The sequence below is a fragment of the Bacillus sp. FJAT-28004 genome (assembly GCF_001280845.1).
GTDB lineage: Bacteria > Bacillota > Bacilli > Paenibacillales > Paenibacillaceae > Pristimantibacillus.
The window spans coordinates 491,554-517,199 of record NZ_LGHP01000001.1 but is presented as its reverse complement, the minus strand read 5'-3'; the positions used below and the strand labels follow the sequence as shown (position 1 = coordinate 517,199).

At 45.1% G+C, this 25,646-nt stretch carries 15 protein-coding genes and 1 pseudogene; 7 read left to right on the top strand and 9 right to left on the bottom strand.

Going from position 1 to position 25,646, the window contains the following annotated elements:
* Positions 1–16: 16 nt before the first annotated feature.
* The 7 genes and pseudogenes from AC787_RS02125 to AC787_RS02095 all read right to left on the bottom strand — a co-directional run bounded on the left by AC787_RS02125 (position 17) and on the right by AC787_RS02095 (position 13,408).
* Positions 17–4,711, bottom strand: a complete 4,695-nt coding sequence (locus AC787_RS02125) for a DUF4855 domain-containing protein (protein ID WP_054023287.1) — start codon at positions 4,709–4,711, stop codon at positions 17–19.
* Positions 4,712–5,029: 318 nt separating this feature from the next.
* A pseudogene (locus AC787_RS02120) lies at positions 5,030–6,303 on the bottom strand (Gfo/Idh/MocA family protein).
* Positions 6,304–6,395: 92 nt separating this feature from the next.
* On the bottom strand, positions 6,396–8,078 hold the full coding sequence (locus AC787_RS02115) for a response regulator transcription factor (RefSeq protein WP_054023286.1): 1,683 nt from the start codon (positions 8,076–8,078) through the stop codon (positions 6,396–6,398).
* Between the two features lie 13 nt (positions 8,079–8,091).
* Complete coding sequence (locus AC787_RS02110; RefSeq protein ID WP_054023285.1) at positions 8,092–9,825, bottom strand: sensor histidine kinase; 1,734 nt, start codon at positions 9,823–9,825, stop codon at positions 8,092–8,094.
* 39 nt (positions 9,826–9,864) lie between these two features.
* Positions 9,865–10,749 carry a carbohydrate ABC transporter permease gene (locus tag AC787_RS02105; protein WP_054023284.1) on the bottom strand — a complete coding sequence of 295 codons (885 nt, stop codon included), beginning with the start codon at positions 10,747–10,749 and terminating at the stop codon, positions 9,865–9,867.
* Between the two features lie 33 nt (positions 10,750–10,782).
* Positions 10,783–11,688 carry an ABC transporter permease gene (locus AC787_RS02100; protein ID WP_200930691.1) on the bottom strand — a complete coding sequence of 302 codons (906 nt, stop codon included), beginning with the start codon at positions 11,686–11,688 and terminating at the stop codon, positions 10,783–10,785.
* A 76-nt stretch (positions 11,689–11,764) separates the two neighbouring features.
* Positions 11,765–13,408, bottom strand: a complete 1,644-nt coding sequence (locus AC787_RS02095; RefSeq protein ID WP_082360596.1) for an extracellular solute-binding protein — start codon at positions 13,406–13,408, stop codon at positions 11,765–11,767.
* A gap of 342 nt (positions 13,409–13,750) precedes the next feature.
* On the opposite strand from AC787_RS02095, the gene argH reads away from it, so the two are divergent.
* The 7 genes from argH to AC787_RS02060 all read left to right on the top strand — a co-directional run bounded on the left by argH (position 13,751) and on the right by AC787_RS02060 (position 21,733).
* Positions 13,751–15,271, top strand: coding sequence for an argininosuccinate lyase (gene argH / locus AC787_RS02090; RefSeq protein WP_054023283.1), 1,521 nt, complete (start codon positions 13,751–13,753; stop codon positions 15,269–15,271).
* Positions 15,272–15,275: 4 nt separating this feature from the next.
* Positions 15,276–16,244: an amidohydrolase family protein gene (locus tag AC787_RS02085; protein WP_054023282.1), complete on the top strand. Its 969-nt coding sequence runs from the start codon at positions 15,276–15,278 to the stop codon at positions 16,242–16,244.
* 38 nt (positions 16,245–16,282) lie between these two features.
* Positions 16,283–17,632, top strand: a complete 1,350-nt coding sequence (locus tag AC787_RS02080) for an extracellular solute-binding protein (RefSeq protein WP_054023281.1) — start codon at positions 16,283–16,285, stop codon at positions 17,630–17,632.
* Positions 17,633–17,702: 70 nt separating this feature from the next.
* Positions 17,703–18,635, top strand: a complete 933-nt coding sequence (locus tag AC787_RS02075) for a carbohydrate ABC transporter permease (RefSeq protein WP_054023280.1) — start codon at positions 17,703–17,705, stop codon at positions 18,633–18,635.
* Positions 18,636–18,650: 15 nt separating this feature from the next.
* The gene (locus tag AC787_RS02070) at positions 18,651–19,514 is read left to right on the top strand and encodes a carbohydrate ABC transporter permease (protein WP_054023279.1); all 864 of its coding nucleotides are present in this window, start codon (positions 18,651–18,653) and stop codon (positions 19,512–19,514) included.
* 15 nt (positions 19,515–19,529) lie between these two features.
* Positions 19,530–20,840 (top strand): LLM class flavin-dependent oxidoreductase, encoded by a 1,311-nt coding sequence (locus tag AC787_RS02065; protein ID WP_054023278.1) that lies wholly within the window; start codon positions 19,530–19,532, stop codon positions 20,838–20,840.
* Positions 20,841–20,866: 26 nt separating this feature from the next.
* Positions 20,867–21,733 (top strand): sulfurtransferase, encoded by an 867-nt coding sequence (locus tag AC787_RS02060; protein ID WP_054023277.1) that lies wholly within the window; start codon positions 20,867–20,869, stop codon positions 21,731–21,733.
* 75 nt (positions 21,734–21,808) lie between these two features.
* On the opposite strand, the gene AC787_RS02055 is transcribed toward AC787_RS02060, so the two are convergent.
* Together AC787_RS02055 and AC787_RS02050 are read right to left on the bottom strand one after the other, a co-directional pair.
* Positions 21,809–22,690, bottom strand: a complete 882-nt coding sequence (locus tag AC787_RS02055) for an ABC transporter ATP-binding protein (RefSeq protein ID WP_054023276.1) — start codon at positions 22,688–22,690, stop codon at positions 21,809–21,811.
* Between the two features lie 3 nt (positions 22,691–22,693).
* A complete protein-coding gene (locus AC787_RS02050; protein WP_054023275.1) occupies positions 22,694–25,579 on the bottom strand; it encodes an ABC transporter permease in 2,886 nt (961 codons plus the stop codon).
* Positions 25,580–25,646 lie beyond the last annotated feature (67 nt).

The following is a 25,646-nucleotide window of genomic DNA, read 5'->3' as shown; positions in this document are numbered from 1 at the left end:
ATCCTTCATTCATAGACTATCCTTTGTCTGATAGAAAATTCAGAAGTCGGTATAGGAACACGGCAGTTTCCGCACGGGTAGTATGGTTGCGTGGTTTGATCATGCCTCCATCGCCTTGAATCAGCCCCTGCTCGATCATTCCCGCTATACTGCTGGCTGCATAATCAGTCACTTTATCTGCATCCTTAAAGCTATCAAGCGCTTTGATATCTCCCGTGATCTCTGCCGCTCCCGCTGCCTTCAGCGCCCGCGCTGCCATCACCATCATATCTTGCCTTGTGATCTTTGCTTTCGGCGCAAATCGCTCGCCTTCCATGCCGGTAACGATACCTAGTTTCTTAGCAATGGCTACAGCGTCGTAATAATAATCTTGCGGCTGAACATCTGTGAATGCACCGCTTGCCTCCGTTTTCAAACCTAGCGCTCTAACAAGCATTAAGATAAAGTCTGCTCTGCTTACCTGCTCAGCTGGGCTGAACGTTGTATTTGAGGTTCCCTTCACGATACCTAAAGCAGCTAACTTCTCAACAGCTTCCTGCGCCCATGAATACTTGCCGAGATCTGTAAATGGCACTGCTGGCTGTTTATAAAATACTGCATATGTGCCCGTTCGGTCTGTTTGGAATCTGATGTGCTTGTCAGAAGCGGAATAAGCTGCTCCTGCAATGACTGAAGCTGTGCCTTGATCGTTAATGAATAGCATACCGATTTTTGACGCTGTCTCATGATCTGCAAGCAAATACGGAACAGTAACGGTAATCGGTGCCTTTGCATTTGTCCAGGTATAAGGCTTGCCATCCATTAACACCGACAGCTCGACAATCGTTCTTTCACCTACTTGTGCCTGCACGTCTTGACTCAATGATTTCTTATCCCGCTCCCCCATTACAAAACGTATGTCCTTGCCAAGCTCCGCTGACTTCACGAGCATCTGTCCAGAGAGTAAGACAGTTGCTTTAGGAGAAATCACTTCAATAAGCAAATTAGGATACTCAGACAAGAAAGCTGTAGGAAGATCCACAGCATATTTCGCTGCCTCACCGCTTTTCTTAAGCACGATAGCAGCCTTTAGCTTCCCATCTTTATCTGCCTTCGCCCTAGCAATCGCCTTCTTCAGGTCTTGTTCACTGACTACACCAACAGCCATCGTTCCATTCGGATCAAGTTTTGCGTTGATTTCTGCTTTAACCGAACCATCCGATTGCAGCTGGAACAAGTCAGGAGTGGATATTACCGGACTTTCGCCCCCTCCTCCGCCAGTCGTTTCTTTCTTGTACTCGAAATTAATCTTTTTGGGCTCGCTCATATCGTCTAGTGATAGATACGCCTCATAGATTCCCTCTAATTCACCTGTAAGTGTAAATGCGAATTGGAAGTTTCCAGCATCTCCACTCGTCGTTTCCGCTGTGTAATGCACCTTGCCTTGTGGATCAAGCACCTTCAAACTCACTTTTGAATGGTCCCCATTCACCACTAGCCCATCAATCGTTACTTTTTTTGTTGCTGCATCTAGTCCGGCTTTAACACCTTCAATCGTCTTAATAACCTCAATTTCTTTCTTGTACTCAAAAGTAATCTTTTTTGGCTCGCCAATATCGTCTAATGATAGATACGCCTCATAGATTCCCTCTAATTCACCTGTCAGTGTAAATGCGAATTGGAAGTTTCCAGCATCTCCACTCGTCGTCTCCGCTGTATAATGAACCTTGCCTTGCGGATCAAGCACCTTCAAACTTACGTTTGCTTGGTCCCCATTCACTACTAACCCATCAATCGTTACTTTTTTTGTTGCTGTATCTAGTCCGGCTTTAACACCTTCAATCGTCTTAATAACCTCAATTTCTTTCTTGTACTCAAAAGTAATCTTTTCCGGTTCGCTCATATCGTCTAGTGATAGATACGCCTCATAGGTCCCCTCTAATTCACCTGTAAGCGTAAATGCGAATTGGAAGTTTCCAGCTTCTGTACCCGTCGTCTGAGCTTCGTTATGAACCTTGCCTTGTGGATCGATGACTTTCAAACTTACGTTTGCAAGATCGCCGTTCATCACCAGACCATCTAAAGTTACTTTTTTCGATGCCGCATCTACCGTTGTTTTAATGCCTTCAATGGACTTGACTGGCTCTGCTCCCGATAAGTGATATACACCAAATTCATAGAACGAATATCCGTAAAATGTCGCTCTGTCAATCCCTTCAAATTTAATGTATCTAGCCTTGATTGGATCAAAATGAACCGTTTCTTTGCCGTCTACCGCCGTAATCACACCGTTATTTTCCTTTACCGCATTGGTCCAATTTTGCTTATCATCAGAAACGAGTAATTTGTACGTTTTTGCGCGAGCATATTCCCAATCAATCCTTATCGTATCCATCTCCGTCACTTCACCGAGATCGATCTGGAACCACGTCTTATCTAGCAATTCACTTGCCCATCTTGTTGCTGGGAATCCGTCAACAGCTTTTCCAGCGGCATAATTAGGACTCGAAGCTTCCACCGTTGATGCTTCCGCAGCCTTATTCATCGCCAAATTTCCAAGCAGATAATAAACGTCCTCCTTCAGCGTGCTGTAAGCCCCATCAGTAATAATATGATCTTTTTTCAGAAGGTCCAGCTTCGCATTAAAGCCTTTTAAGTACTTAGTAAACTTCGCTTCATCGCTGCCTTCGAACCGGTTCATCATCTCTAAATAATTGTTCAGGGAACGAGCCGCTTCATCATTTGTAATTTGTTTGGTTTCCTTATAGCTCTCAATTAAAGTTTTCAAATCGGAAGCATTAGTTCCAGCTTCAATCACATAAGCTGTTTTCTCCGATTTGCCTGCTGATACGGTGATGACAAGCTCATGTTTTCCTGGCTTGCCAGCCAGATTAATGACGGTTCCTTCTGTGTAAGGCTTGCCGTTAAAGGTAGCCGTTACTTTATTAAGTCCGCTTCCATCATCATCGATTAATTTCCACGTAAAGGAAACGGGCTCTCTTTCAAGAACGACTGCTCCGCTTTGAAGGATTTGGCCATTCATTTGTACTTCTGCCTTTGGAGGGGCAGCGTTGTTCGTCTGATACGTTCCATTCACAAACTGATAGAGCCAATCGTACAAAATACGTGTTGCAGGATCAGAACTTACCGCAGTATCAAACACGGCATTATTACCTTGGTAGTAGGCTTTAAAACCTGCTTGCATAAAACCGGTTTGGACACCGCTGTTTAAATAATCAACAAACCGCTCCCTAAACACACCATCTGTCACCATACGATCATCAAATTCAAGCTCAACGCCCATCCCATACTGCTTAGCTATGTTCGTGGCGTCTTCCAGACGATCCTCATCCAATTCCTCGAAAAAATAGTTTGGTTGGAAGGTTACTGCATCTATCCCAACATCCTTCCACATATGGCTTTTATAAGCTAAGAAGTGCGGTATCCAGAAAAGCTTCAAGTTCTGATCATGCACTTTATTACTCGTCGAACGAATTAAATCCGGCCCTGTCGCACTTGTACTGATTTGTTCCTCCAGCCAGTACATGCCGGCAAGCTCAAGATGTGAGTAATTTTTCGATGCCCATTTTTGTTCCGCTTCATTCAACCACCACTGTATCGCTTTCTCTCTGTTTGCATACGCTTTCAATTCTCCGACCTCAGAAGCATTGAAGCTTTCAGATACACCATCACCGTCAATATCTCCGAAATCGTTCACATACTCACCTGGATCTGGAATCATTAAAACGACCTTCACCTTATGATCAGGCTGATTCAGCTTGCCTCCAACTTCCATGGCCGCTTCGTTTAGCTGCTGCATATCGCCTGTTTCCGCAAATGTTTTATCCAGATACCATTTCCAGTCCGCGAGTGTAGCTCCTCCGCCAAACGCATTTCCGGCCGGCGATGTAAGTCCAAGATAAAGAACTCCGTCAAAAAGCCAATCCACGGGTTCTCCGGCAAGGTCTACGTAACTGATATTAGGAATAATCCGATCCTTCGTCCAAGTTCCCTTGTCATTCGCATATTGTCCGTTATAGAGCAATCCAAGATGACGAATGCCGCCCGTTGCTTCTCCCGGCTCTAAGTAGCTCGGCTGCTCAGCGGCAACTTCTTCCGCTCCTTCCACTTTTCCATCTGCGCCCCAAATTTCGATTTCATCAATGAAAGTCCAAGCTCTCGTATGCATCGAAAAGGTTACTTTGACATAGCGGGCATAAGCAATCTCCGCATCAGAATTCCCGCTTTTGATGCCATCTCTGCTTCCATCCCAGTCATACACCTCATCTCTTGGCGGCCCGTCTCCCCAAAGCAGCTTGGTGGAATTATGTGAAAGCGTTCCCCAATTTTCTTTGTCGTCAGAGACGTACATCGAGACCGTCAATGGCACAAGCATGGTGTTAGTTGGCCAATCCTGCAAAAACCGCGCCTTAATGTTCGAGATAGACTTCTTCTCGCCTAAATCAAATACAACCTCTCGCGTCATCTTTCTCACATGCCCTACCCATGCTGGGTCCGACATATCCAATTTGCCATATATGCCATCTGTCAGCTTATTATGATCATCTGGGTACTTGGCTTCCGGCGCTTCCGACCATTCATAACCGAGCCCCGCAGCAAGATTCCGGAACGCCGACTGTCCCTGTCCCTCTTCTGCTTGCACTGCCGGAACTAGTGTCAACAACATGATAGCAACCAATGCGATAGCAATCCATCTTTTATTCGATCTCATAAATGATAGCTCCCTTTCTATTTTTGACTAAAGAAACAGCTAAACATGAAATAGGATGTGCTTCTCTTCAATCCTATTGCGAGATTCTTTCCTCCTTCCTAAGATTCCATCACAATCGATGTAGAAGCTTGTAACAATGTCCTTACTGTAACTTTAAGAAACTTCACCCTTGTTTCAAAGAGACAACTTATTACTTTGATATACATTTGTTTACCTGCCCCATTTCACAATGATTCCTTCCTGCATTGAATGAGCAAAAAAAGATCCCCAAAGCAGCCAGCATCTGCTTTGGGGACATTTCAACATGTTTCTTTACCTTTATGCGGGCAGCTCTTGCTTCTTATGCATATCCGAAATTTTTATTGCAAGACCCTCATGCAGTCTCGAATGCTCCGCTGCAAATGCCATCAGATGGCTTTGCAGAGACGCCGTTGCTGACGTCAAACCATGGGAAGGATTGCTGTCAAACTGGCAAACATTTCGCAAGAACGAGCTCACCATTCGTTCATCGCCGCCTCCGTGACCATCCCCTTGAACGCTGCAACGAATCTCAAGCTGCTCTCCAGTCGTATAACGATATAAAGTAAAAGCACCCTTCTCCATATCGCCAATAATTTCACCCTTTGTCCCCATAATTTGAACCCGCCGTGTACCACTCTGTGTCAGTCCAGACATAATGAACGATGCGTTCGCTCCATTCACGAATTCCATATTAACAACCTGATGGTCAACGACATTGTTATCGCAGCGATATACACAACGTCCAAACGGTCCTTCCTTCAGCGCTTTCAAGATACCCTCTTGTGACAAATCATTCGTCATATATCGCGCCCAAGCGTGATCCGGCGCCTGCAAATACATCTTTATCGCTGAGAAAGCACATTCCTTCTCGACTGCGCAGCCATCAATGCAGCGTTCCGCTGAGCCATCTGGAGCATTCTCCAATCTGAAATGAAGCAAAGAACCGTACGAGCTAACGCTTGTACAAGACTGATCCATAGCCAGGAGATGATATCCAGATCGTGACAGGATTTGGCCAAAATCATTGGACTCGTCTCCTCTGAATTACGCCAATTGCCGCGCACATAACTATGCGTCATATGGTGATAACCGACATTCTCGGTTAATTGAATCGTACCTACCGTGCCGAGCTCGCCATCCTCGATACATTTTTTGATCCCAGACCAGAATGGTGAATACCGAAGAACATGTGTAACAACAAGCTGCCTTTTATATCGTAGTGATGCTTGCTCGAGCTGGATGCATTCCTCCAAGGAAGGAGACATCGGCTTCTCAAGCATAACGTGATAACCGAGCTCCATCGCCTTCATCGCCGGTATATAATGCATCCGATCGAGTGTACAGATGATCATGACATCTGCTATACGCCCTTGCTCAAATACTTTCTCCCAACTATCATAAACATGCTCTTGGTCGATTTGATGAATCTCTGCAAACTTTCTTCTACGCTCTTCATTCGGTTCAGCTACGGCAACAATTTTTAATTCATTCGGAAATTTCTCTGCATATGGTCCATAAATGTATCTCCCTCTGCTGCCAGCGCCTAGTAATACGGCTGTTAATGTCCTCAAAACTTTTCCTCCTCTTGTAAACCTTCAATACCTCAATTGTAAGGGGAAGGTTTGGGAGGAAACAGAGATCGTTGTTTACTATTCGTATACACTTATTGACCTTGTATTTGCGACTGGCACCTTGCCATACGGAAATCCTGAGGCGTCGTTTCGTTCTGCTTTTTAAAAAAGCGAATAAAGGCAAGCGCTGAATTGTATCCTAGCGCAGTAGCAATTTCATTTACTTTCATTGACGTGTTCAAAAGCATGTCTTTGGCAACCAAATTCCTGTAGTCATTTACATATTTCGACAATCCTATGCCCGTCATTTGCTTATAAAGTCTGGACAAATACGATGGATTCAAGCTTACGTAATCTGCAAGAGCCGTTAAGGAAATATCGGTGGATAAATGCTCCTCGATATAGCGATGTACTTTGTTAACAACCTCTGTCGGCAATTGCGTGCCTCGCAGCGTATTCCATTCGAAAAAACAGTCGGCCATTTGTCTATAATACTGAATCAATTCCGTCCATGAAGTCGAATCGCCATACCGATATAACTTATCCAAATCGAGCTGAGTATTCATGTAATCCCGAATGTCACGGTTTTTATGAATATAGTACAGAAACACCGCTGAAAGGGAATGATACATTTCAATTTTTCGCTCATTGGGCGTTCCCGGAACATTCCATATCGCTGTAAGCTCAACATATAATTTATTGAATTGCTCCCGATGGTTATTTTCTAGACAGCTCATAAGCAATTGTACCCGAGCATGGTAAAAGCTATCATGAGTGCTGCCGGCTTTATCGTCTGTCTCTTCTTTCTGAATATCTTTATCAGTCAGGATGACCTCATTAAATAATCCATGTCCCTGCACCAAACCGTATTTGCTCGCATGAAAACGATCCGAAAGATTATTCCATGTGGTCACCTCACTTCCAAGAAGGAAAGAAACCGTGGTTCCCAGCAACCTCTTGCATGTTCCTTGAATCGTTTCCAATATACCGCTCGTATAACGATGGGCTCTAAGAAAGTCCATGCTGCTGGAATCAAAAGAAAACTCATCAGAGGTTTTTGGTTGAATCATCCAGACGACTTTGGACAGCTCAAATACAACGGAATAGCTTTTTACCTGTGCCGACAAATACTCGTCACAAATATTTTGCAGCGCATAGGTGAGCAATGCTTTATCCGGCGTGGTAAACATCTCTTTCCAGGCATCTATCCTTGCAATGAGTAAATAAACCGGCTTTGCAGCATCGAGCCGAATATCTAATTCTTTGAATGCCCGCTCTAACTGCTCCTCCGTTACTTGCTTGCCCTGAAGGAGTCCCCACATATACTCTTTTTGCAGCGAGGGCAATGCCAATCTCATACTGGTTTGCGCTCTCGTGATCATCTGTACTTGATCCTGTTCCTCTTCAATTTTTTCGATGGCTCGTTCTACAGACTGAACGATTTTCTCGTCGCTTTCTACTTTCAGAATATAATCAAAACCACCGTAAGTAATGGCGTTCCTTGCATATTGGAAATCGTTATAGCCGGTTAGAAAAATAACTTTGCAGGCAGGCCACTGCGCCCTTATTTCCTGCAATAGCTCGATCCCTTCTATTCCCGGCATCTTAATGTCGGAAACGACGATATCAATGCGATGCTCGGATAAAACCTCCAAAGCTTCTTCCCCTGAATAAGCTTTCATTACTTCGAGCTGCAAATGCTCTGTCTGCTCGAACAGCTCAAATAAACCATCGACAATAATTGGAAGATCATCAACAACAAGCAGTCTGTACATGGTGTTTCCCCCTCTAGCTTGCACTTATTTTAATTCTCACCTGTAATCCGCCTAAGTCAGATCGTGACAGCGAAATGCCGTATTCCTCTCCGTAACGCAGTTGAATTCTCCGATGCACATTGATAATGCCTGTCGTTTCCTCGATATGATTCGTTGAATGCCGCAGCTTCATCTGAAGAAGCTCAATCTCTTTATCCGTAATGCTTTGCCCATTATCTTCAACGTATATGACGAATACATTTTCCTTTTGGTCGCTATGAACCTTTAGCTCGCCGCGCTTCACCATATTGCCTAAAGCATGCTTATAGGCATTCTCGATAATGGGCTGCAGAATCAGCCTTGGAACGTGAATGGCTGGAACATCTCCTGCAAAAGAGACCTGTATCTTTTCCCCGTAACAGATCGATTGCATGTCAACATAAGTGCGAGAATGCTCCACCTCAAGCTCGAGCGGAATCTCATCCTCATCATTACGAGTAATGAACTGAAAGTATTGCCCAATGTATAAACAAAATTGATAGGCTTTCTCCTTCTGACTATCCGATTTAATCAATCGGCACAGCACAAAAAAACAATTATATAAAAAATGAGGATTAATTTGCGATTGCAGTCGTTTCAGCTCTGAGCGCTGATTCCGAATTTGCTGCTCGTAATTTTCCTTAATTAACGTATTGAGCGATCGCACTGTATCATTAAAAGCTTTGTATAAATAACCGAATTCATCAGCTCCTCGGTCATTCACGATCGGCTCCAGCCTGTTCTGCTGAACACGACGGAAGGCTTGCACCAGCTTCATCAGAGGTCTGTAAATAAAGCGCAATAGAAAATAAGTAAAAAACAAGATGATACAAACAGAAAGTGCGCAAGCCCACAAAAATAAAGTTCGATACATCTGCAATGAGCCAAGAACCATCTCTTCGGGTATACAAGTAATCGAATAAGAATTCCAAAGAGTAGAATATTTATACACCGTAAGAAAGCGCTTACTATTATAAACAATCGTTTCATAACCTTCATTCGACTTCAATTGCTGCTTTTCCAAAGCAAGAGCTTTCATTTGACCCAGCAAATCCGGGTCCACTCCACTTTCAATTTCCCAGCCGCGTTCCAAATTAAGCAGCACGCTGCGTCCGCCGCGTGTGCCGCCAATTTGCGATAATGTTTCCTTGATCTTGGTTGTAGACAGCTCAACCCCTACAATATATAACGGGTTTTTGACTGTGTTAATAGGATATTGCATCGTAATAAACAGTCGATTTTCCCAGTAAATGAACGGTTCGTCATACAATTTCACATTAACCTGCATCGCTTTATACTCCGATTCATTCAAAGAGGTCTCAAAATCATTGCTCAGAATCGTGCGCTCAATCAATGGGATATAGGCTTTTGCTTCTTTAATAAACGGGCTTGAATTTTTCATAAGCTCGAGCCGCCGCTGAATATCCAATATTTTGCGTGAACGCTCATAAGAGCTCATATCCTTACCGGTTGTTGCAATTTCCATCAAATCTTTGTCCATCACATAATTGGGCAAATAACGGCTAATTCGATCCGCTTCCTTGTCGAGCGAGTCCATATAAAATCTTGTCGTATTCAGAATCGATTCTGAGATTTCGCTGCGAATATTGTCCGAGCCTTTCTCAATAATCATCCAAGTAATCGCCATCAGCGGCAACAAGGCCGCCAGAAAGGCAGCCATTATTTTTTTGAATATAGAGGAATCTTGCAAAAAGAATAGGTTTTTCATCATTTTTTCTCCTGCATGCAGTAGTAGAGCATCCCCGTACTATTCTTTTACGCTCCCCATTACGATTCCTTTAATGAAAAATCTTTGTAAAAAAGGATACACAATAAGAATCGGAAATGCTGCAACAAAAATTTGTGCCGCTCGGCTTGTGCGATCAGACAGCTTGAGCATCAATTCGGCATTCTCAGCTTTAATAAAGCGGAAATCCATCTTGATAATGACTGTCTGCAGAAACGTCTGCAGCGGATAATTCTCAGTATGATTCATATACAGCATGCCGTCAAACCAACTATTCCAATGTCCCACCATCGTAAGCAGTCCCGTCGTTGCCAAAGCTGGCAAGGATAGCGGTACATATATTTTCCATAATGTAGTGAAATGACCTGCACCATCTATACGCGAGGATTCCTCGAGTTCTTTAGGCAAATTACGATAGAAGTTAAGCAGTAGAATGACATTAAACACCGGAATAGCTGTTGGCAATACAAGCGCCCACATCGTATCAATTAAGCCAAGCGATTTGACAGTTAGATAGGATGGGATAAGACCGCCGCTGAACAAAATCGTAAATACGAATAACCATGCATAAAAGGTTCTGAGCCGAAATTGACGTGGATCTTTGGATAACGGATAGGCCGTTATAATCATCAAAAACATACTAATGGATGTTCCTAGAATAACACGCTGAATGGATACCCAGAAAGCACGCAAATATTCCGGTTTTCCAAATACGTTATCATAAGCAGCAGTCGTGAATTCAACCGGCCATAAGAAAACCTTGCCCGCTGCCGCCGCAGCTCCAGAGCTGAATGAGATCGCCAATATATGAATGATAGGCATGAGACATAAGAAGGAGGTAAGCAATAGAAAAATAAAGTTGCACGCTACAAATAGTTGTCTGCTGAATGATCGGTTTGTAACCACGTAATGACTCCCTTCTGAATTACGAACGCATCGTTAGAAAATGCGGTAATTCGCTACACGATAGGCTAATAGATAAGAAAGAGAAATGAATATAAAAGAGACGATAGATTTCAATAGGCCAACCGCTGTGGCGAATCCGAATTGCGCTTGCTGCACTCCCATGCGATAGACAAAGGTATCGATAATATCCGCGCTTTCATAGACCGGGGGACTATACAGATTAAAGATTTGTTCAAATCCTGCATTGAGTACATTCCCGATATTAAGCGTAAACATAAGCACGATAATCGGCATCATGCCAGGCAGCGTTACATGAAAGGTCTGTTTAATACGTCCTGCGCCGTCAATTTCTGCTGCCTCATAAAGCGATGGATTAATGCCCGTTAGCGCAGCCAGATAAACGATTGTACCAAATCCAAACTCCTTCCATACATCCGATGCGACCATTACATAGGGAAACCAATCATTGCTCCCTAAGAAAAAAATAGGCTTTATACCGAATAAGCCAAGCATTTGATTGAAAACGCCTGAGGATGGAGAGAAAACATCAACGATAATCCCGCTTAGCAGAACCCACGATAGAAAGTGCGGCAAGTAAACGAGCGTCTGGAACGTTCGTTTAATCCATTCTCTCCGCAGCTCATTAAGCAATATCGCAATCGTGATTGGCACAATCAGACCTGCTACGATTTTCATCACGGCAATATAGACGGTATTGAAGAAAATTCGCCCGATATCAGGATAATCGAGCAATAATTTAAAGTTTTTCAGTCCAATAAAGGGTGAGCCGAACAAGCCTTTGTTCGGTATATATTTCTGAAAAGCCATGATGATGCCTACCATTGGGACATAGCTAAAAATCAAAACCAAAACGATTCCCGGTATCAGCATCAGATGAAGAGGCCATTCCCGCTTCCACATCCGAGTTAATACATTCATGCCATTCACCTCGTTGTTTAAGGTTAATAAAAAGAGGGATTGTTTCGACCAATCCCTCCATTCATCCGCTTTGCGATTATTTCAGAGCCGCGTAAAATTCGTTCACTTCTTTAGTGATTTCATCGCCGCCAAGCTTTTTCCATTCTTCTACGAATTTATCAAATTCATCAACCGAAACTTGATTCATTATAATTTTGAAATAGACTTCGTCCCGCTTCTTGAGTAGAATTTCTTGTCTGTCTACCATGGTCGGAGTTGGCGCACCGTAAAATTTATTTTGCAAATATTGCTTATTTTTCTGGATGGTCGGCACATGTGAGAACGCGCCACCCGGACCTGAAATCAAATATTCCCACCACATGCTCGTGTCACCGTCAACATATTTCATTGCCCGCTCATACCGTGTTTTATGATCCTTCGTTACCAAAATGCTAGTATCTTTATTTGCAATCGCTTTTGGCAGTATTTCGCCGTTGTTATCCAATTGTTTACCTACGCGAAGCGGACTAAGCAGCCAGTAATTGTTGCCTTTCTCTTTCAAGTCTTTACCGAATTCATAAACCTTTTGCTCAGCAGTTGGATGATTGTCGACGGCAATCCAATGGTTCAACAATTTGATGACGCCTTCTGGATGCTTCGCTTTCTTCGAGATCACATAATATTCATCAACACCCAGACCGATTTGCGATAATGCCGGGTTGCTATCCACTGTAGGAATCGGGAATGCACCCCACTCCTGTACCACTTTTCCGTCCTTCACAGCACCTTTTACAAGCTGAGCTGGTGTCCATGATGCGCCATATACCATACCGATGCTATTGTTATAAATGAGTTCAGCAGCTTTCTCGACATCTTTCACAGCGAATTCTGGATCAAGCAGTCCTTTTTTGAACATATCCTGAAGAGCAGCGAGCGCTTCCTTTACTTGCGGCTGAATATCGCTATTAACCAAGCCGCCTTTGCCATCTTCGATCCAAATATTTTCATACGCATGATAGCCATTAAGGAATGCACGTAATCCGGTTACCCCTGTATCCAAAGTGAATGGATTTTTGCTCACGGCAAGACCATACGATGTACCTGTACCGCCAGGATCTTTGGCTTTAAAAGCCTCAGCTATAGCCATAAAATCTGCCATCGTCTTCGGTTCAGGCAAATTCAGCTCCTTCAACCAGTCCGTACGCACATACAAAAACTGATATTGGTACGGATTGTATGAGCTAGGAATACCCATCAGCTTATTGTCGAACATCGCTGTTTTCATCTGCATGCCGCCATCCATCGTCAAAAACTTCTTCGTTTCATCTGTGGCATGCTCGTCGTACACTTCCGTCAGATCCATGATCATATCCGCTTCGGTCAGCTCTTTCAATTGTGTTGCATTAACCAAAAGGAAATCGGGCAGGTCATTAGATGCGATCGTAATTTTTACCTTTTCCTTGAATTGACTCGTATCCGCTATCCACTTGTTCGTAATCTTAACGCCAATATCTTTCTCATATGCATCATAAACAGCGTTTTTCTCGAAGCTCTCGCCTTCATCAAACTTCAAATATTGATCGCTTGGCGAAACCGTTGAAACTTCAATCACTTCATTTCCTTTTTCAACGGCGGGTGTGTCTGTCGGTTTTTCTGGTTCATTCGTGTTTTTACCGCAACCGGTAACGGCCAAGCTAAGAACCAATGCGATGCTCAAGAGCGCCTTTCTTTTCTTCTTCATACTACCCCTCCACATGATCTTCATATTGATATTGCGGCTGCTTTCATGCAGCTTTCCTTCCTATTTCCAGTATAGAAAGATGAACAATCTTCATCCATATACTAGTCTTTACTTTCGTATACACCTCTTGACTCGAGCGAGCTCCAGCTTGTACCAAGCGATGCTGCGTCAATGATCTACTATAGAATAAAAAGGGTTGCGCTCCAAATAAAACCGTGATACTATTCTAATCATACAATTCCACTAGGAATAATATGGAAAACGACCGGACAGCCGGAGACATCGCTTAGCGATAGCTCCGGCTGTTTTTTTATACTCATTCAAGAAAGGAGAGCATCAACGATGGCAATTACAAGGAACACCCCCTCTGAAGGCGACACTTTCCCTGGCAGAACCTATGCTGAGGCGGTACTTGCGCCTGCCTATGAACAAGCCAAGAAAGAGCTTTTGCAACCGATGATTACGGTGCATAAAGCACATCTCATCATGCTGCTTGAGCAAGGTCTGCTCTCGAAAGAAGATGGCCATAAAATTGCAAAATCATTATTTACGATTGATTTGGAGCAGCTAAGCAGCGGAACCTATACCGGTCAATTTGAAGATTTGTTTTTTGAGGTGGAACACCAGCTGCTGGAATTATCAGGCGAAGCGTCAGGCAGCCTGCATCTGGCTCGCAGTCGCAATGACATGGGCATCGCCATATACCGGATAACTTTGCGAGAAAAACTGCTAAAAACGATCTCGTCTGCACTGGAGCTGCACGCTGACCTGCTCGCTTTTGCCAATAAACACACAGAAACGATTTTTATTGCCCATACGCATACCCAGCAAGCACAGCCGACGACAATCGCCCACTACATTGCGGCGGTAACGGACTCACTCGCAAGGGATATACGCAGACTACAGGCCGCGTATGCAAATTGTAATTTAAGCAGCATGGGAGCTGCCGCTCTGACAACGTCGGGTTTTGCTATCAGTCGCGAGCGCGTTGCGGAGCTGCTCGCTTTCGATGGACTGATTGAAAACTCTTATGACGCTGTAAGCGGCGCAGACTATGTAGGTGAGATCGCCGCTGTCATTTCGCTAGCCGCCATTAATCTCGGACGGTTTGCACAGGAGCTGCTGTTATGGTGCACACAGGAATTTGCGGTTGTCCAAATAGCTGCCCCATACGTCCAAATAAGTTCCATTATGCCGCAAAAAAGAAATCCCGTCTCTGTTGAACATATTCGTTCTCTCTTATCCAGCATTGCGGGTAACGCTCAGACTGTCATTACGATGATCCACAATACGCCTTTTGGCGATATTGTCGACACGGAGGACGATATGCAGCCCTACGCCTGGAAAAGCTTAGATACGCTTGAAGTCGTATATCGATTGTTGTCCAAGGTCATCTCAACCTTGCAATTAAACAAAGATGTCCTGCGGCAGCGCGCTGCTGCGAGCTTCGCAACCGTTACCGAGCTTGCGGACACAATCGTCAGAGATGAGGGATTATCCTTTCGCAAAGCGCATTCGATTGTAAGCAGACTCGTCACGCACGCCGCTGGGCAAGGAAATAAAGTAGGCGATCTGAACCTGCAAGCGCTAAACGAAGCTGCGATTCAAACCATTGGCATCCCTCTTGAGCTAAGTGACGAGCAGTTGAAGCAAGCACTGGATCCTGCCCATTTTGTAAACATTCGCAGTCTGCGCGGCGGGCCTAGTCCGGCTGAGATGCATCGGGCGCTTAATGTTCAGCAGAATAGGCTGTCTGAGCTAGAGCTATGGCTGGAGGAACGACAGTCTCGATTGGAAGCTGCTGCTAAGGACATTGATTTATTATTGACCGATTGGATTATCAAAGAATTAGGAATGGAGTGAGGTTATGTTTCGCAACCAATTTAAAGTGTTTGATGTTCACGGACATCTTCCTTACCGACTGCTGCTTGGCAATAACAAGCGACATGAATCCGTTTCTCGCTATGGTGCAGAAAGAAGTGAGCGAATGCGGCTCACTTGGGATTTTCCTGATGCAACGACTGCTGACAATACTAGTGAGGATGAAAACACTCCGTTAATTGACCGATGGGTGAAGGAGCTTGATAAGTACGGGATTGGGGGTCTCAACTTTCTCACCGCGCTTGATAATGACAATTTGGCCGATCATCTCGCCAGTCATCCGGATCGCTTTACCGGCTTTGCCCATCACTCCATCGAGGATGCCCAAGCGGAGGAAGAACTCCGAAGAGCAATCAATGAGCTTGGACTGAAGGGATATAAACTATTCGGACCGCTGACTTCTATCCCCTTTGATGATCCGTCCCTCACTCCCATATGGACTTTTCTCGCAGAGAAGAAGCTTCCTGTATTGATTCACTTCGGCTTGCTTGGCCATGCGGGAGGTATCGCACATCATCCGAATATAAGTCCGCTATCCATCTTCAATACCGCAAGAGAATATCCTGATATTCCGTTCATCATTCCTCACTTTGGAGCAGGTTATTTCCAGGAGCTGCTTCATCTGTGCTGGAGCTGTCCGAATGTATATGTCGATACTTCCGGCTCCAATCAGTGGATGCGCTGGATGCCCTATGAGCTAACCTTGGAATTCGCGCTGCGCAAAACCTATGAGCTGATCGGACCAGAACGAATTATTTTTGGAACGGATGCCAGCGGGTTCCCTCGAGGTTACCCTTATCGCTACCTGCAGGATCAGGTTCGCGCATGTCGCGAACTGCGATTCGGAGAGGACGATATCGAGAATATATTCGGCAATAATGCAAGGCGCCTGCTGGGCCTGGAGCTTCCTCTAAGCACAATATCGAAGAAGTCGGACATAGCGAGCCAAACATAAGCAGCACTTTTTTATAAAAAAAGGAGTGGATATGATTGATGAAAAAAAGTTGGATTTTTACAGTTACAGGCTCACTCATTCTCGCGCTTGCTGTTTCCGGCTGCGGCAGCAACAATCAAACGTCTGGCAACAAAGTAGCAAACAAAGAAACAGACAAAGCAACTGAAAAAGCAACAGATAACGAAACGGATAAAAAGGTAACGATTGAATATTGGCAATATGAATTCCCAGCCAAGGTTGAGCTGATCAATGAGCTGATAACGGAATTCCAAACGCTGCATCCGAACATTACCGTAAAACAAACCAACTTCCCTTATGACCAATACAATCAGAAGGTAGCAACGCTAGTGCCAGCTGGCAAAGGTCCAGATGTTATAAACCTTTATTATGGCTGGCTGCCTAAGTACGTCTCATCCGGTTATTTGCAGCCGCTGCCTGAGGATCATTTTCCAACCGCGGAAATTGAAAGCAACTTTTATCCGTTAGTTAGCGCCGCAAAAATCAACGGCTCCTATTACGCGATTCCTACCGCCGTACGCACACTCGCCTTGTTCTACAATAAAGATCTATTGTCCAAAGCCCAAATTACTGAGCTTCCTACAACGTGGGAGCAGCTCGTCGACGTATCCAAGAAGCTGACAGAAACAGATGCCAAAGGGCAGTTTGTCACTGAAGGGCTCGCATGGGAGCCTGGCGCGCAGCTGCACCACTGGTACCGAGATGGTCTGCTGCATCAAGCGGGTGGTCAGGACTTAAGCGATGATCGCCGTAAAATATTGTGGGCAGAAACACCGGCAGGTTTGGAGGCATTCCAATATTTAATCGATTTTGCAGTTAAGCATAAGGTTGGGATTAACGGATTTTATGAGAATGACAGCAATGCCTTCATGACCGGTCATGCGGCGATTAATATCGACGGTTCATTCCGACTCGGCTCCATTAAGAAAGACTTTCCAGATTTAAACTATGGTGTTGCACCTCTTCCATCCTACAAAACCAAGTCAGCGCCATCCTCCTTCTGGGCGAACGCGATTCCCAAAAATGTAGAAGGCGACAAGCTGAAGGCTGCTTCCGAATTTTTGGAGTTTCTAACGAGCAAAGAGGTTCAAGAAAAATGGGTTGAACAGATTGGTGAGCTTCCTGCGCAGAAAGCGGTTGCGACACAGGATAAATACGTAAACGATGAGAAGCTCGGACCTTTTATATCCCAATTGAACGATAGCCGGGCGCATTTCTTCATTGACGAAACACAGGAAAAAACATTGTTTGTTGATGCGACAAATGAAGTGCTGCTGAATAAAGTTCCTGTCGAGAAAGCCTTTCAAGACCTCGTAGCGAAAACGCAAAAGCTTTACGACGAATATTGGGCAGCTGTAGATAAAAAGTAATAGGGTAAGTACGGGTGCTCGACCTAGAGAGCGAGCACCCTTCTTGGATGAAATGGAGGTGAATTCCATTATGATCGCACATGCATTTAAGTTAACCGTACGCAAAAGCCGCGAGCTGCTTCTCACACGTTTATCCTACCGCACGCAGCGTAATTTGTTTATTTATATCACCCTCGGAATTCCTCTGCTTTATTTTTTGAGCACACGTTTGCTGCCAATCCTGTATGCCTTCAACGTGAGTTTGCGTGAATGGGATTTATTGTCCTCTAGCAAACCTTACGTTGGACTGGCGAATTTCAAAGCGCTATTTGTGGATCAAATCTTCCTCAAGTCGATCGTCAATACGTTCAAATTTGTTCTTATTGGTGTGCCGGGACAGCTGATCGTCGGGCTAATCGTCGCATTACTGCTCCACAATATACAACGTTTGCGCGGCCTGTTCCGCACCGTATACTTCATCCCTTACGTAACCAGCATCATCGCTGTCAGCTGGGTATTTCGCTGGATTCTTATGCGCAATGGCTGGCTAAACGAGATGCTTTTAAATCTAGGATTAGAACCGCAATTGTTTCTTCAATCGCCGCGCCAGGCGCTTTTTCTAATTACTTTAACGATGATTTGGCAAAGCACCGGCTTTCAAATGCTCATCTTTATGACAGGACTTGAAGCGATACCACGCATGTACTATGAGGCGGCAGCTATCGATGGCGCCAGTGCGTGGCGGAAATTTCGTCATATTACTCTTCCGCTGCTTAATCCGGTAATCGTATTTTCCGCAGTCATTGGAGTCATTTCTTATTTGCAATCGTTCGGACAGGTGCTGAGCATGACGAATGGAGGACCGTTAAACGCTACAACGACGATGGTGCTCCATATTTATAATTTGGCATTTCAGCAGTTTAAGATGGGCAGCGCCGCTGCTGCTACCGTTGTTTTATTCGTCGTCATTTTGGCGCTTACTCTGCTGCAATTAAAAGTGCTGAACAAAAAAGTAGAATATTGATGGGAGGACGAATAGATGAGCATACAAAACATTTACAAGAAACACAAAAACGCGAAGTCCCCCGCAGAGAGGCTGCGCTCACTTGTCATTTACTTGCTGCTAGCGCTCGGCGTCGGCATCATGTTGTTTCCGTTTTTATGGATGGTCGCTACATCCTTCAAGCTTCCTCAAGACGTCTACAATCTCCGCTTAATTCCTGAGACGATAACGTTTGACAACTACGCTTCTATTTTCAAGAAGGCACCCTTCGCAGAATGGATCAAAAATACGCTCATCATCTCTCTTATTGCAACATCCACTGTTCTAATCTTCGATACGGCGGCGGGCTACGTGCTCGCCAAATTTTCGTTCGCTGGCAAACAGCTTATCTTCCTGCTTATTATAAGCACCTTGATGGTTCCAACGGAAATGCTCATCATCCCATGGTATTTAATTGCGAATGATTTGGGTTGGTCCGACACTTATTGGGGCGTGCTTTTTCCCGGTATTATTACAGCCTTCGGCATCTTTCTCATGCGGCAATTTATGGACTCGATTCCTTCGGATTTACTGGATGCGGCTCGAATCGATGGACTTAATGAATGGCGTATTCTACTGCACATAGCGATTCCGCTAGTGAAGCCAGCTATTATAACCTTGATCATCCTTACGTTTATCGGGAACTGGAACCAGTTCATCTGGCCGCTCATCGTGCTGCAAACGGAGGAGAAATTTACGCTTCCAGTCGGGATCGTCTATTTTTCAAGCGAGCTGAAGGATACGAGCAATTGGATCTTAATTATGGCAGGAACAACGATCTCGATTGCACCGCTTATCATTATATTTCTTATTTTCCAGAAGCAAATCATCCGTGGCATAGCACTTAGCGGCATGAAATAAAGGGAGGTGATTCATATGGGCGAACCTAATCGCAGAATGATTTTAAACTTGTTTTTGCACAATGCGGGCGCTCACAAAGGGGCATGGCGCCATTCGAGTACGAAGCTGGATGAGATTCATGACGTCAGTCATTTCCTGCGGATGGCCAAAAAAGCAGAAGCCGCCCGAATTGACTCCCTATTTATCGCGGATGGTCTGTCTATTGAGGCAAAGGCCGTGCAGCATGGCCCGATCTTCGGCTTTGAGCCGCTGACTTTGTTATCTGCAATTGCGACCGTAACCGAGCGAATCGGCCTCATTGCTACCGTTTCTACGAGCTTCAACGAGCCCTATAACACAGCCAGAATATTCGCTTCTCTTGATCATATTAGCGGCGGTCGAGCTGGCTGGAACATTGTAACCACTGGAGTAGAACGCACTGCCTTCAACTTTGGACTGCAGCAATTGCCAGCTCATGCAGAACGTTATGAGCGAGCGCGGGAATTCACGGAAGTCGTCCTCAAATTATGGAGCAGCTGGGAAGAAGATGCGCTCGTTCAAGACAAAGCTTCAGGCGTGTATGCCGATGTCAACAAGGTTCATGATATACAGCACCAAGGGAATTATTATTCAGTTCGCGGCGCCCTCAACATTATGCGTCCCCCGCAAGGAAGGCCTCTGCTTATTCAAGCCGGAGCTTCAGAGGATGGCAGAAATTTAGCTGCTCAATATGCCGAGCTTATATTCACCGTCCAGAACTCCTTTGAAGATGCGCAGCTGTTTTATCAAGACATCAAAGCAAGAACAGCCGAAGCTGGACGATCCCCGCATGATATTAAAGTATTGCCGGGCATTCATGTTATTGTTGCTGAAACGGAGGCTGAAGCTCGTGAAATTGCGAGAGAACTCCAGCAGCTCGGCTCAATTGAACGTGCCGTCATGTCTCTTTCCAATCTGCTTGGCATCGATTTTTCGAGTTATGCACTGGATGATCCCTTCCCAAAGCTGCCTGATCCGGGTCAAATCAATGCGTATCAAACCTTCTATCAGATGGTGAAAAAGATTGTCGATAATGAACAGCTTACGCTCCGAGAGCTGCTCGAAAAATATTGGGTAGGCAACGGTCAGCTAAGCATTGCTGGTACACCTAACCAAGTAGCTGATATCATGGAGCATTGGTTCATAAACGGCGCTGCGGATGGCTTTAGCGTCATGCCCCAGCTCGCCTTCGGCGGCGTCGACGCCTTTCTTGATCTTGTCGTCCCCGAGCTTCAGCGCAGAGGTTTGTTTCCTACTCGCTATGCTGGTCAAAATCTGCGTGAAAACCTAGGGTTCAGCCCTTTATAACAAAAAGCGATTTGGAGGCTTCGCGCATGACGGAAACCATAGAATTACAATACCCCAATGAGCATCTACTGGTAGATGCTCATTGGCTTGAAATGCATCGACAAGAGCCGCACATCGTCCTATTAGATGTCAGAGCCACAGGCTATGAGATCGGTCACATTTCAGGCGCTTACTGGCTGGACGCCAAAGCATTAAAGGATAGTTCGCGTTACACTTTTGCTTCCGTGGATGCTCTTGAATACTTGCTTAAAAATGCTGGTGTAAGCAATGGTTCAACAATCGTTGTCTATGATGATGGAAGCGGTGTGTTAGCGACGCGCGTCTTTTATGTGCTGGAGTATTATGGTCTTAAGGATCGAGTGAAAATATTGAATGGCGGTTATGCAGCATGGGCTGCAGCCAGCCATGAGACAACAATTGAAGTGCCTCTTGCGGCAAAAGGAACGCTCACCCTATCTGCTGATGCTAAGCTGGTTGTTACGAAGGAAGCCATTCAAGCAGGGCTGGACAACTGCATTCTTGTCGATACGCGTTCAGCCTTGGAGTATTCCGGAGCAGAACAGCGCTCGAATCGTAAGGGCGGACATATATCTGGCGCGATTCATAAAGAATGGAATGATTCCCTTGGAAGGGCAGATCAAGAGGGTGTTGTGCGATTCAAGGCTTATCCAGACTTAAAGCAGCAATTTGAAACTCTTGGCATTGACCCTGCAAAAACAATCATGCCTTATTGCCAGACGAATCAACGCGGTGCGCATACTTATTTCACTTTACGATTAATGGGATATCATCATATTCGCCCCTATGAAGGCTCTTGGGATGAATGGGGAAACGATGAGCATACAGTAGTTATCCAATCGAGCTCCTCATTGCCTAGCCTATCTAACTCGTAAGCTTGCCTAAATAGAATGAAAGGGCTGTGCCTAAGTCATCACTGACCATGCACAGCCCTTTTTGGTTTGAATAGCTTACTCCGCTTTCTCCTCAGGAGGCAGCAGGATGATCTTGCCTTCTCCAAGCTCTACGCGCAGCTTATTGGAGTTTTTTACGCCTATTGATTCCAAATAGTTGGAAGGCACCTGCAATCGACCCGCTTTATCGAGCACCGCATACTCTACATGCGTGCCATCCTCATCCTCCTGCTCAAGCTCCGCCAGCTCTTCGGCATATGAGCGTTTGCGCAGCATTTCGGATGAAATTTTGCCGTCTCGGATTGCCGCTACACGATCAACCTTCTTGGCAAGCTCTGGATCATGCGTAACGATAACAACAGTAATGCCGATCGTTCGATTCAGTTCACGGAATAAGTCCAAAATCTGATTGGCCATTCGTGAGTCTACCGAACCCGTCGGCTCATCGGCAAGAAGCAGCTTAGGATGATTTGCAAGGGCAATAGCGATTGCTACGCGCTGCTGTTCTCCCCCTGACAATTCGTAAAGCTTATTTGAAGCACGGTGGCTTAAGCCAACTGCATCCAGCAGCTCCTTCGCTCTCCAGCGCTTGCGACTGCCTGTTAGCAAAATCGGAAGCTCCACATTTTCAAGAGCTGTTAAATAAGGAATCAAGTTTCTCGCATTATTTTGCCAGACGAAGCCTACGCTCTCGCGCTTGTAACGAACGAAGTCACGCTCCTTAAACTTCAGCATATCTCTTCCGTCAACGGTCAGCTTGCCTGCTGTTGGACGGTCCAAGCCGCCAAGCATATTCAGCAGCGTTGATTTGCCGCTACCGCTGTTGCCAATGATGGCCATCAGCTCGCCGCTTTCAATTTGAAGATCGAGGCCTTGCAGGGCGAATACCTCTAGGTCGGCTGTTTTGTATATTTTGACAAGCCCTTCGCAATGAATCATCCGTCAATCCTCCCCTAGCTTGATCGCTTGATGAATACGCAGTCGCGACAGCATGTAGGCTAATATGCCAAGTCCAACGACTAACATGAAGCCGACTAGCACGTAGATGCGTACCAAATCCGTCGCATCAAACATGACTTTGAATGGCGGTACAAGGCTGCTTGGATTAAAAGCAATTTGGAAGTTAGGCACATATAATCGACTTGCGATATTGCCGACACCTATTCCGATTAGAACAGCAACACCTGATGTCAGCAGCTGTTCAACCCCAAGCATTCCAATGAGCTGCCTTAGCGATAAGCCAATGGCACGCAAAATACCATTTTGCAAGGTTCGGCCTCGCAATGATAATACCCAATACAATAGAAACCCGATAAAGCTAACAAGAATCGACAATACAAAACCTAACGTCAAAATACCGTTTAAAGCCATAAGGAACGGATCATTTTTGGCATTCACCAGTTCCTCTCTCGTATTGACGATATTCGTAATCGGAAGCTTCGATTCCTTAAGCGCTTCGTAAAACTCAGAAGTACTGACCTCCGGCTTCAGTTTAAGCCAGACATCGTACGGCTCAAGCGCAAGCTGAACCTGAATGCGCGGCAAATGGCCGACGATCAGCATTGGAGCTCTGCCCCCTGAAGATTCTTCACTGACATCCACGCTGCCTACGGCAGGATTCGGATTGAAGGTTGGGAAATAATCAATGATGCCATACACCTTGAACGGCTGCTGCGGCACGTCGCTCCAGCCTACCCAAATCGTGTCGCCTGGTTTTACTTTATTCTGATCCGCTAACGTTCTTGAGATGAGAACCGCCTGCGGATCACCTGCGAGCAGGTTTAAATAATCATTAAGCGGATAGTTAAGCAAGCTGTCACGGAACCAGGTTGTTTCACCGAATTCATCCGAATCAATACCAATTAAAGTTGCAGGACCATTACTTTCATTTACGCTAAAGGATACTTCTTTCTTGAATACTTTAGCCGCTTGCTCTACACCTTTAATCGCTTTGAAGGGCTCGAATGCCGGCTCCAAGTAATGGACAGGCGCCAACATAGCTAAATCCTGTGTCGGAGAAGTCGGCGCTCCCGGAGGCGGAGGCGGCGGTGCATCGTTCATCCACTCTGTGGTCAATACAACCTCTGCGCCATTGCTATACCTGATTCGATCCTCTGTGTTATTGTTGATCGTTCTTGCTGCTGATGCACTAAATACGCCAGTAGCTATCGTCATAATAAGAAAAATCATCAAAAATTGATACTGCGAGCTGGAACGTCCAACCTGTATTAATGTTGCATATATGGAAGGCGGCCACCATTTCTTGCCGATCCAATATACGAGTCTAAGAATCCATGGATACAAACGAAGCAAGAGCAGACCCGCACCCATAATAAACAAAGCAGGTACAACAAACTGCAACGGATCAATGTTTAGATCATCGGCATTTAGTCCCAAGCTTTGCAAATCAGCCAGCCTTTTTCGGAACGTGTATAAACCATAGATAGCTAGCGCTAATGCAATCACATCAAGAAACATTTTGTGCCATAACGGTGATTTCAAAAGTCTTGCCAACTGCTGCTTATGACCTACAATGGAGACGCGAGTAGCCATAATGATAGGAATCATCATAATGACAAAACAGACGCCAGAAGCAATCGCTCCATAACGATAGGACTCTTCCGTAAGTCTGACTGGCAACCGAACGCGCTGTACAAATTCAAGGAAACCATTTGATGCACCAAGCATCTCGGTCAGTATGACGCCAAGCAAGGGGCCAACACCAAATGCGATGCCGCATAAAATAATGCCTTCTACCGCATAAGAGCTGATGACCTGCCAACGCGCAGCTCCTCTGCTTCGCAGGACAGCAATCTCATTTTTTTGCCGATCTGCGATAAGATTCGATACCATGAACATGTAAAAACCGAGCATAATCAATACAGGAACATTAAGCGACCACATGAGCGTCTTCAGCTGTTCTGCCCGTACTAAATATTTCGAAATCGTTTCAAGAGCAGGTGTCTCTGACACCGCCTGATACATCGTTACACTATTCAACATGACGTTGCGAATTTTATTGGTTGTCTGAATGAAGTCATCCACCAAGCTCAGTTCAAGCTTAGAATAGTCCAATACAAAAAACCAACCTACGGACGCAACCGGAATTCGGCTTTCCTGCATGAGCTGCTGTTTAGCGATTTTCTCACTAATGATAAAGCTTGTGCTTAGCTCGCTCAGATCCGTATCTCTGAAATAAGGATCATCGTCCTGCTTTTTCTTGAACACACCTACTGGCTTAAACGTTATTTCCCCGGCAATTTTATCGTCGTTGACAAAAAACTTCGTGTCCAGAACCGTTTTGAACTGTACAAGACTTCGTTCTGTAACAAGTACTTCATAAACGCCATCCACCGGCTGCTCCTCTGCCGGCATTCTGCCGTCCGTCAGCGTAATATGCTCTTCAAGATCAGAGAAGGAGCGCAGTGACATCGTCTTGAGATTTTTTTTGGTATCTGGCTCTGGATCATTCTCCGGCCTGATCTTCATCGATTTGGATTGCAAATCAACGATAAGCTCCTGAACCGGTATGCCAAAGTTTATTTGTGCTTGCTCACGTATATAGCGGTCCACTTTTGTATAAATCTTATTTATTTGCTCCGGCGTTTCTTTCGTGTAAAAAAGTTTATTGTATTGATTGCCCGGATATATACCCCGCTCGCTCTGCATGGTCTCTAAATCTTTGACCAGCATCCTCGATAAAATGGCCTCCGAATAAATCGGCATGCTGCTTACTAAGGCTACGGACATGACCAAGCCAATAAATAAGCTCCCGACCAACCATTTGTTTTGCACCATTTTGCGAATAATCATAATAAACAAAGCCACTTCAAAACCTCCCAAGCGTAAACGATTGATAACCTTCCTAATGGAACTAGATGATGTCATCATTCGT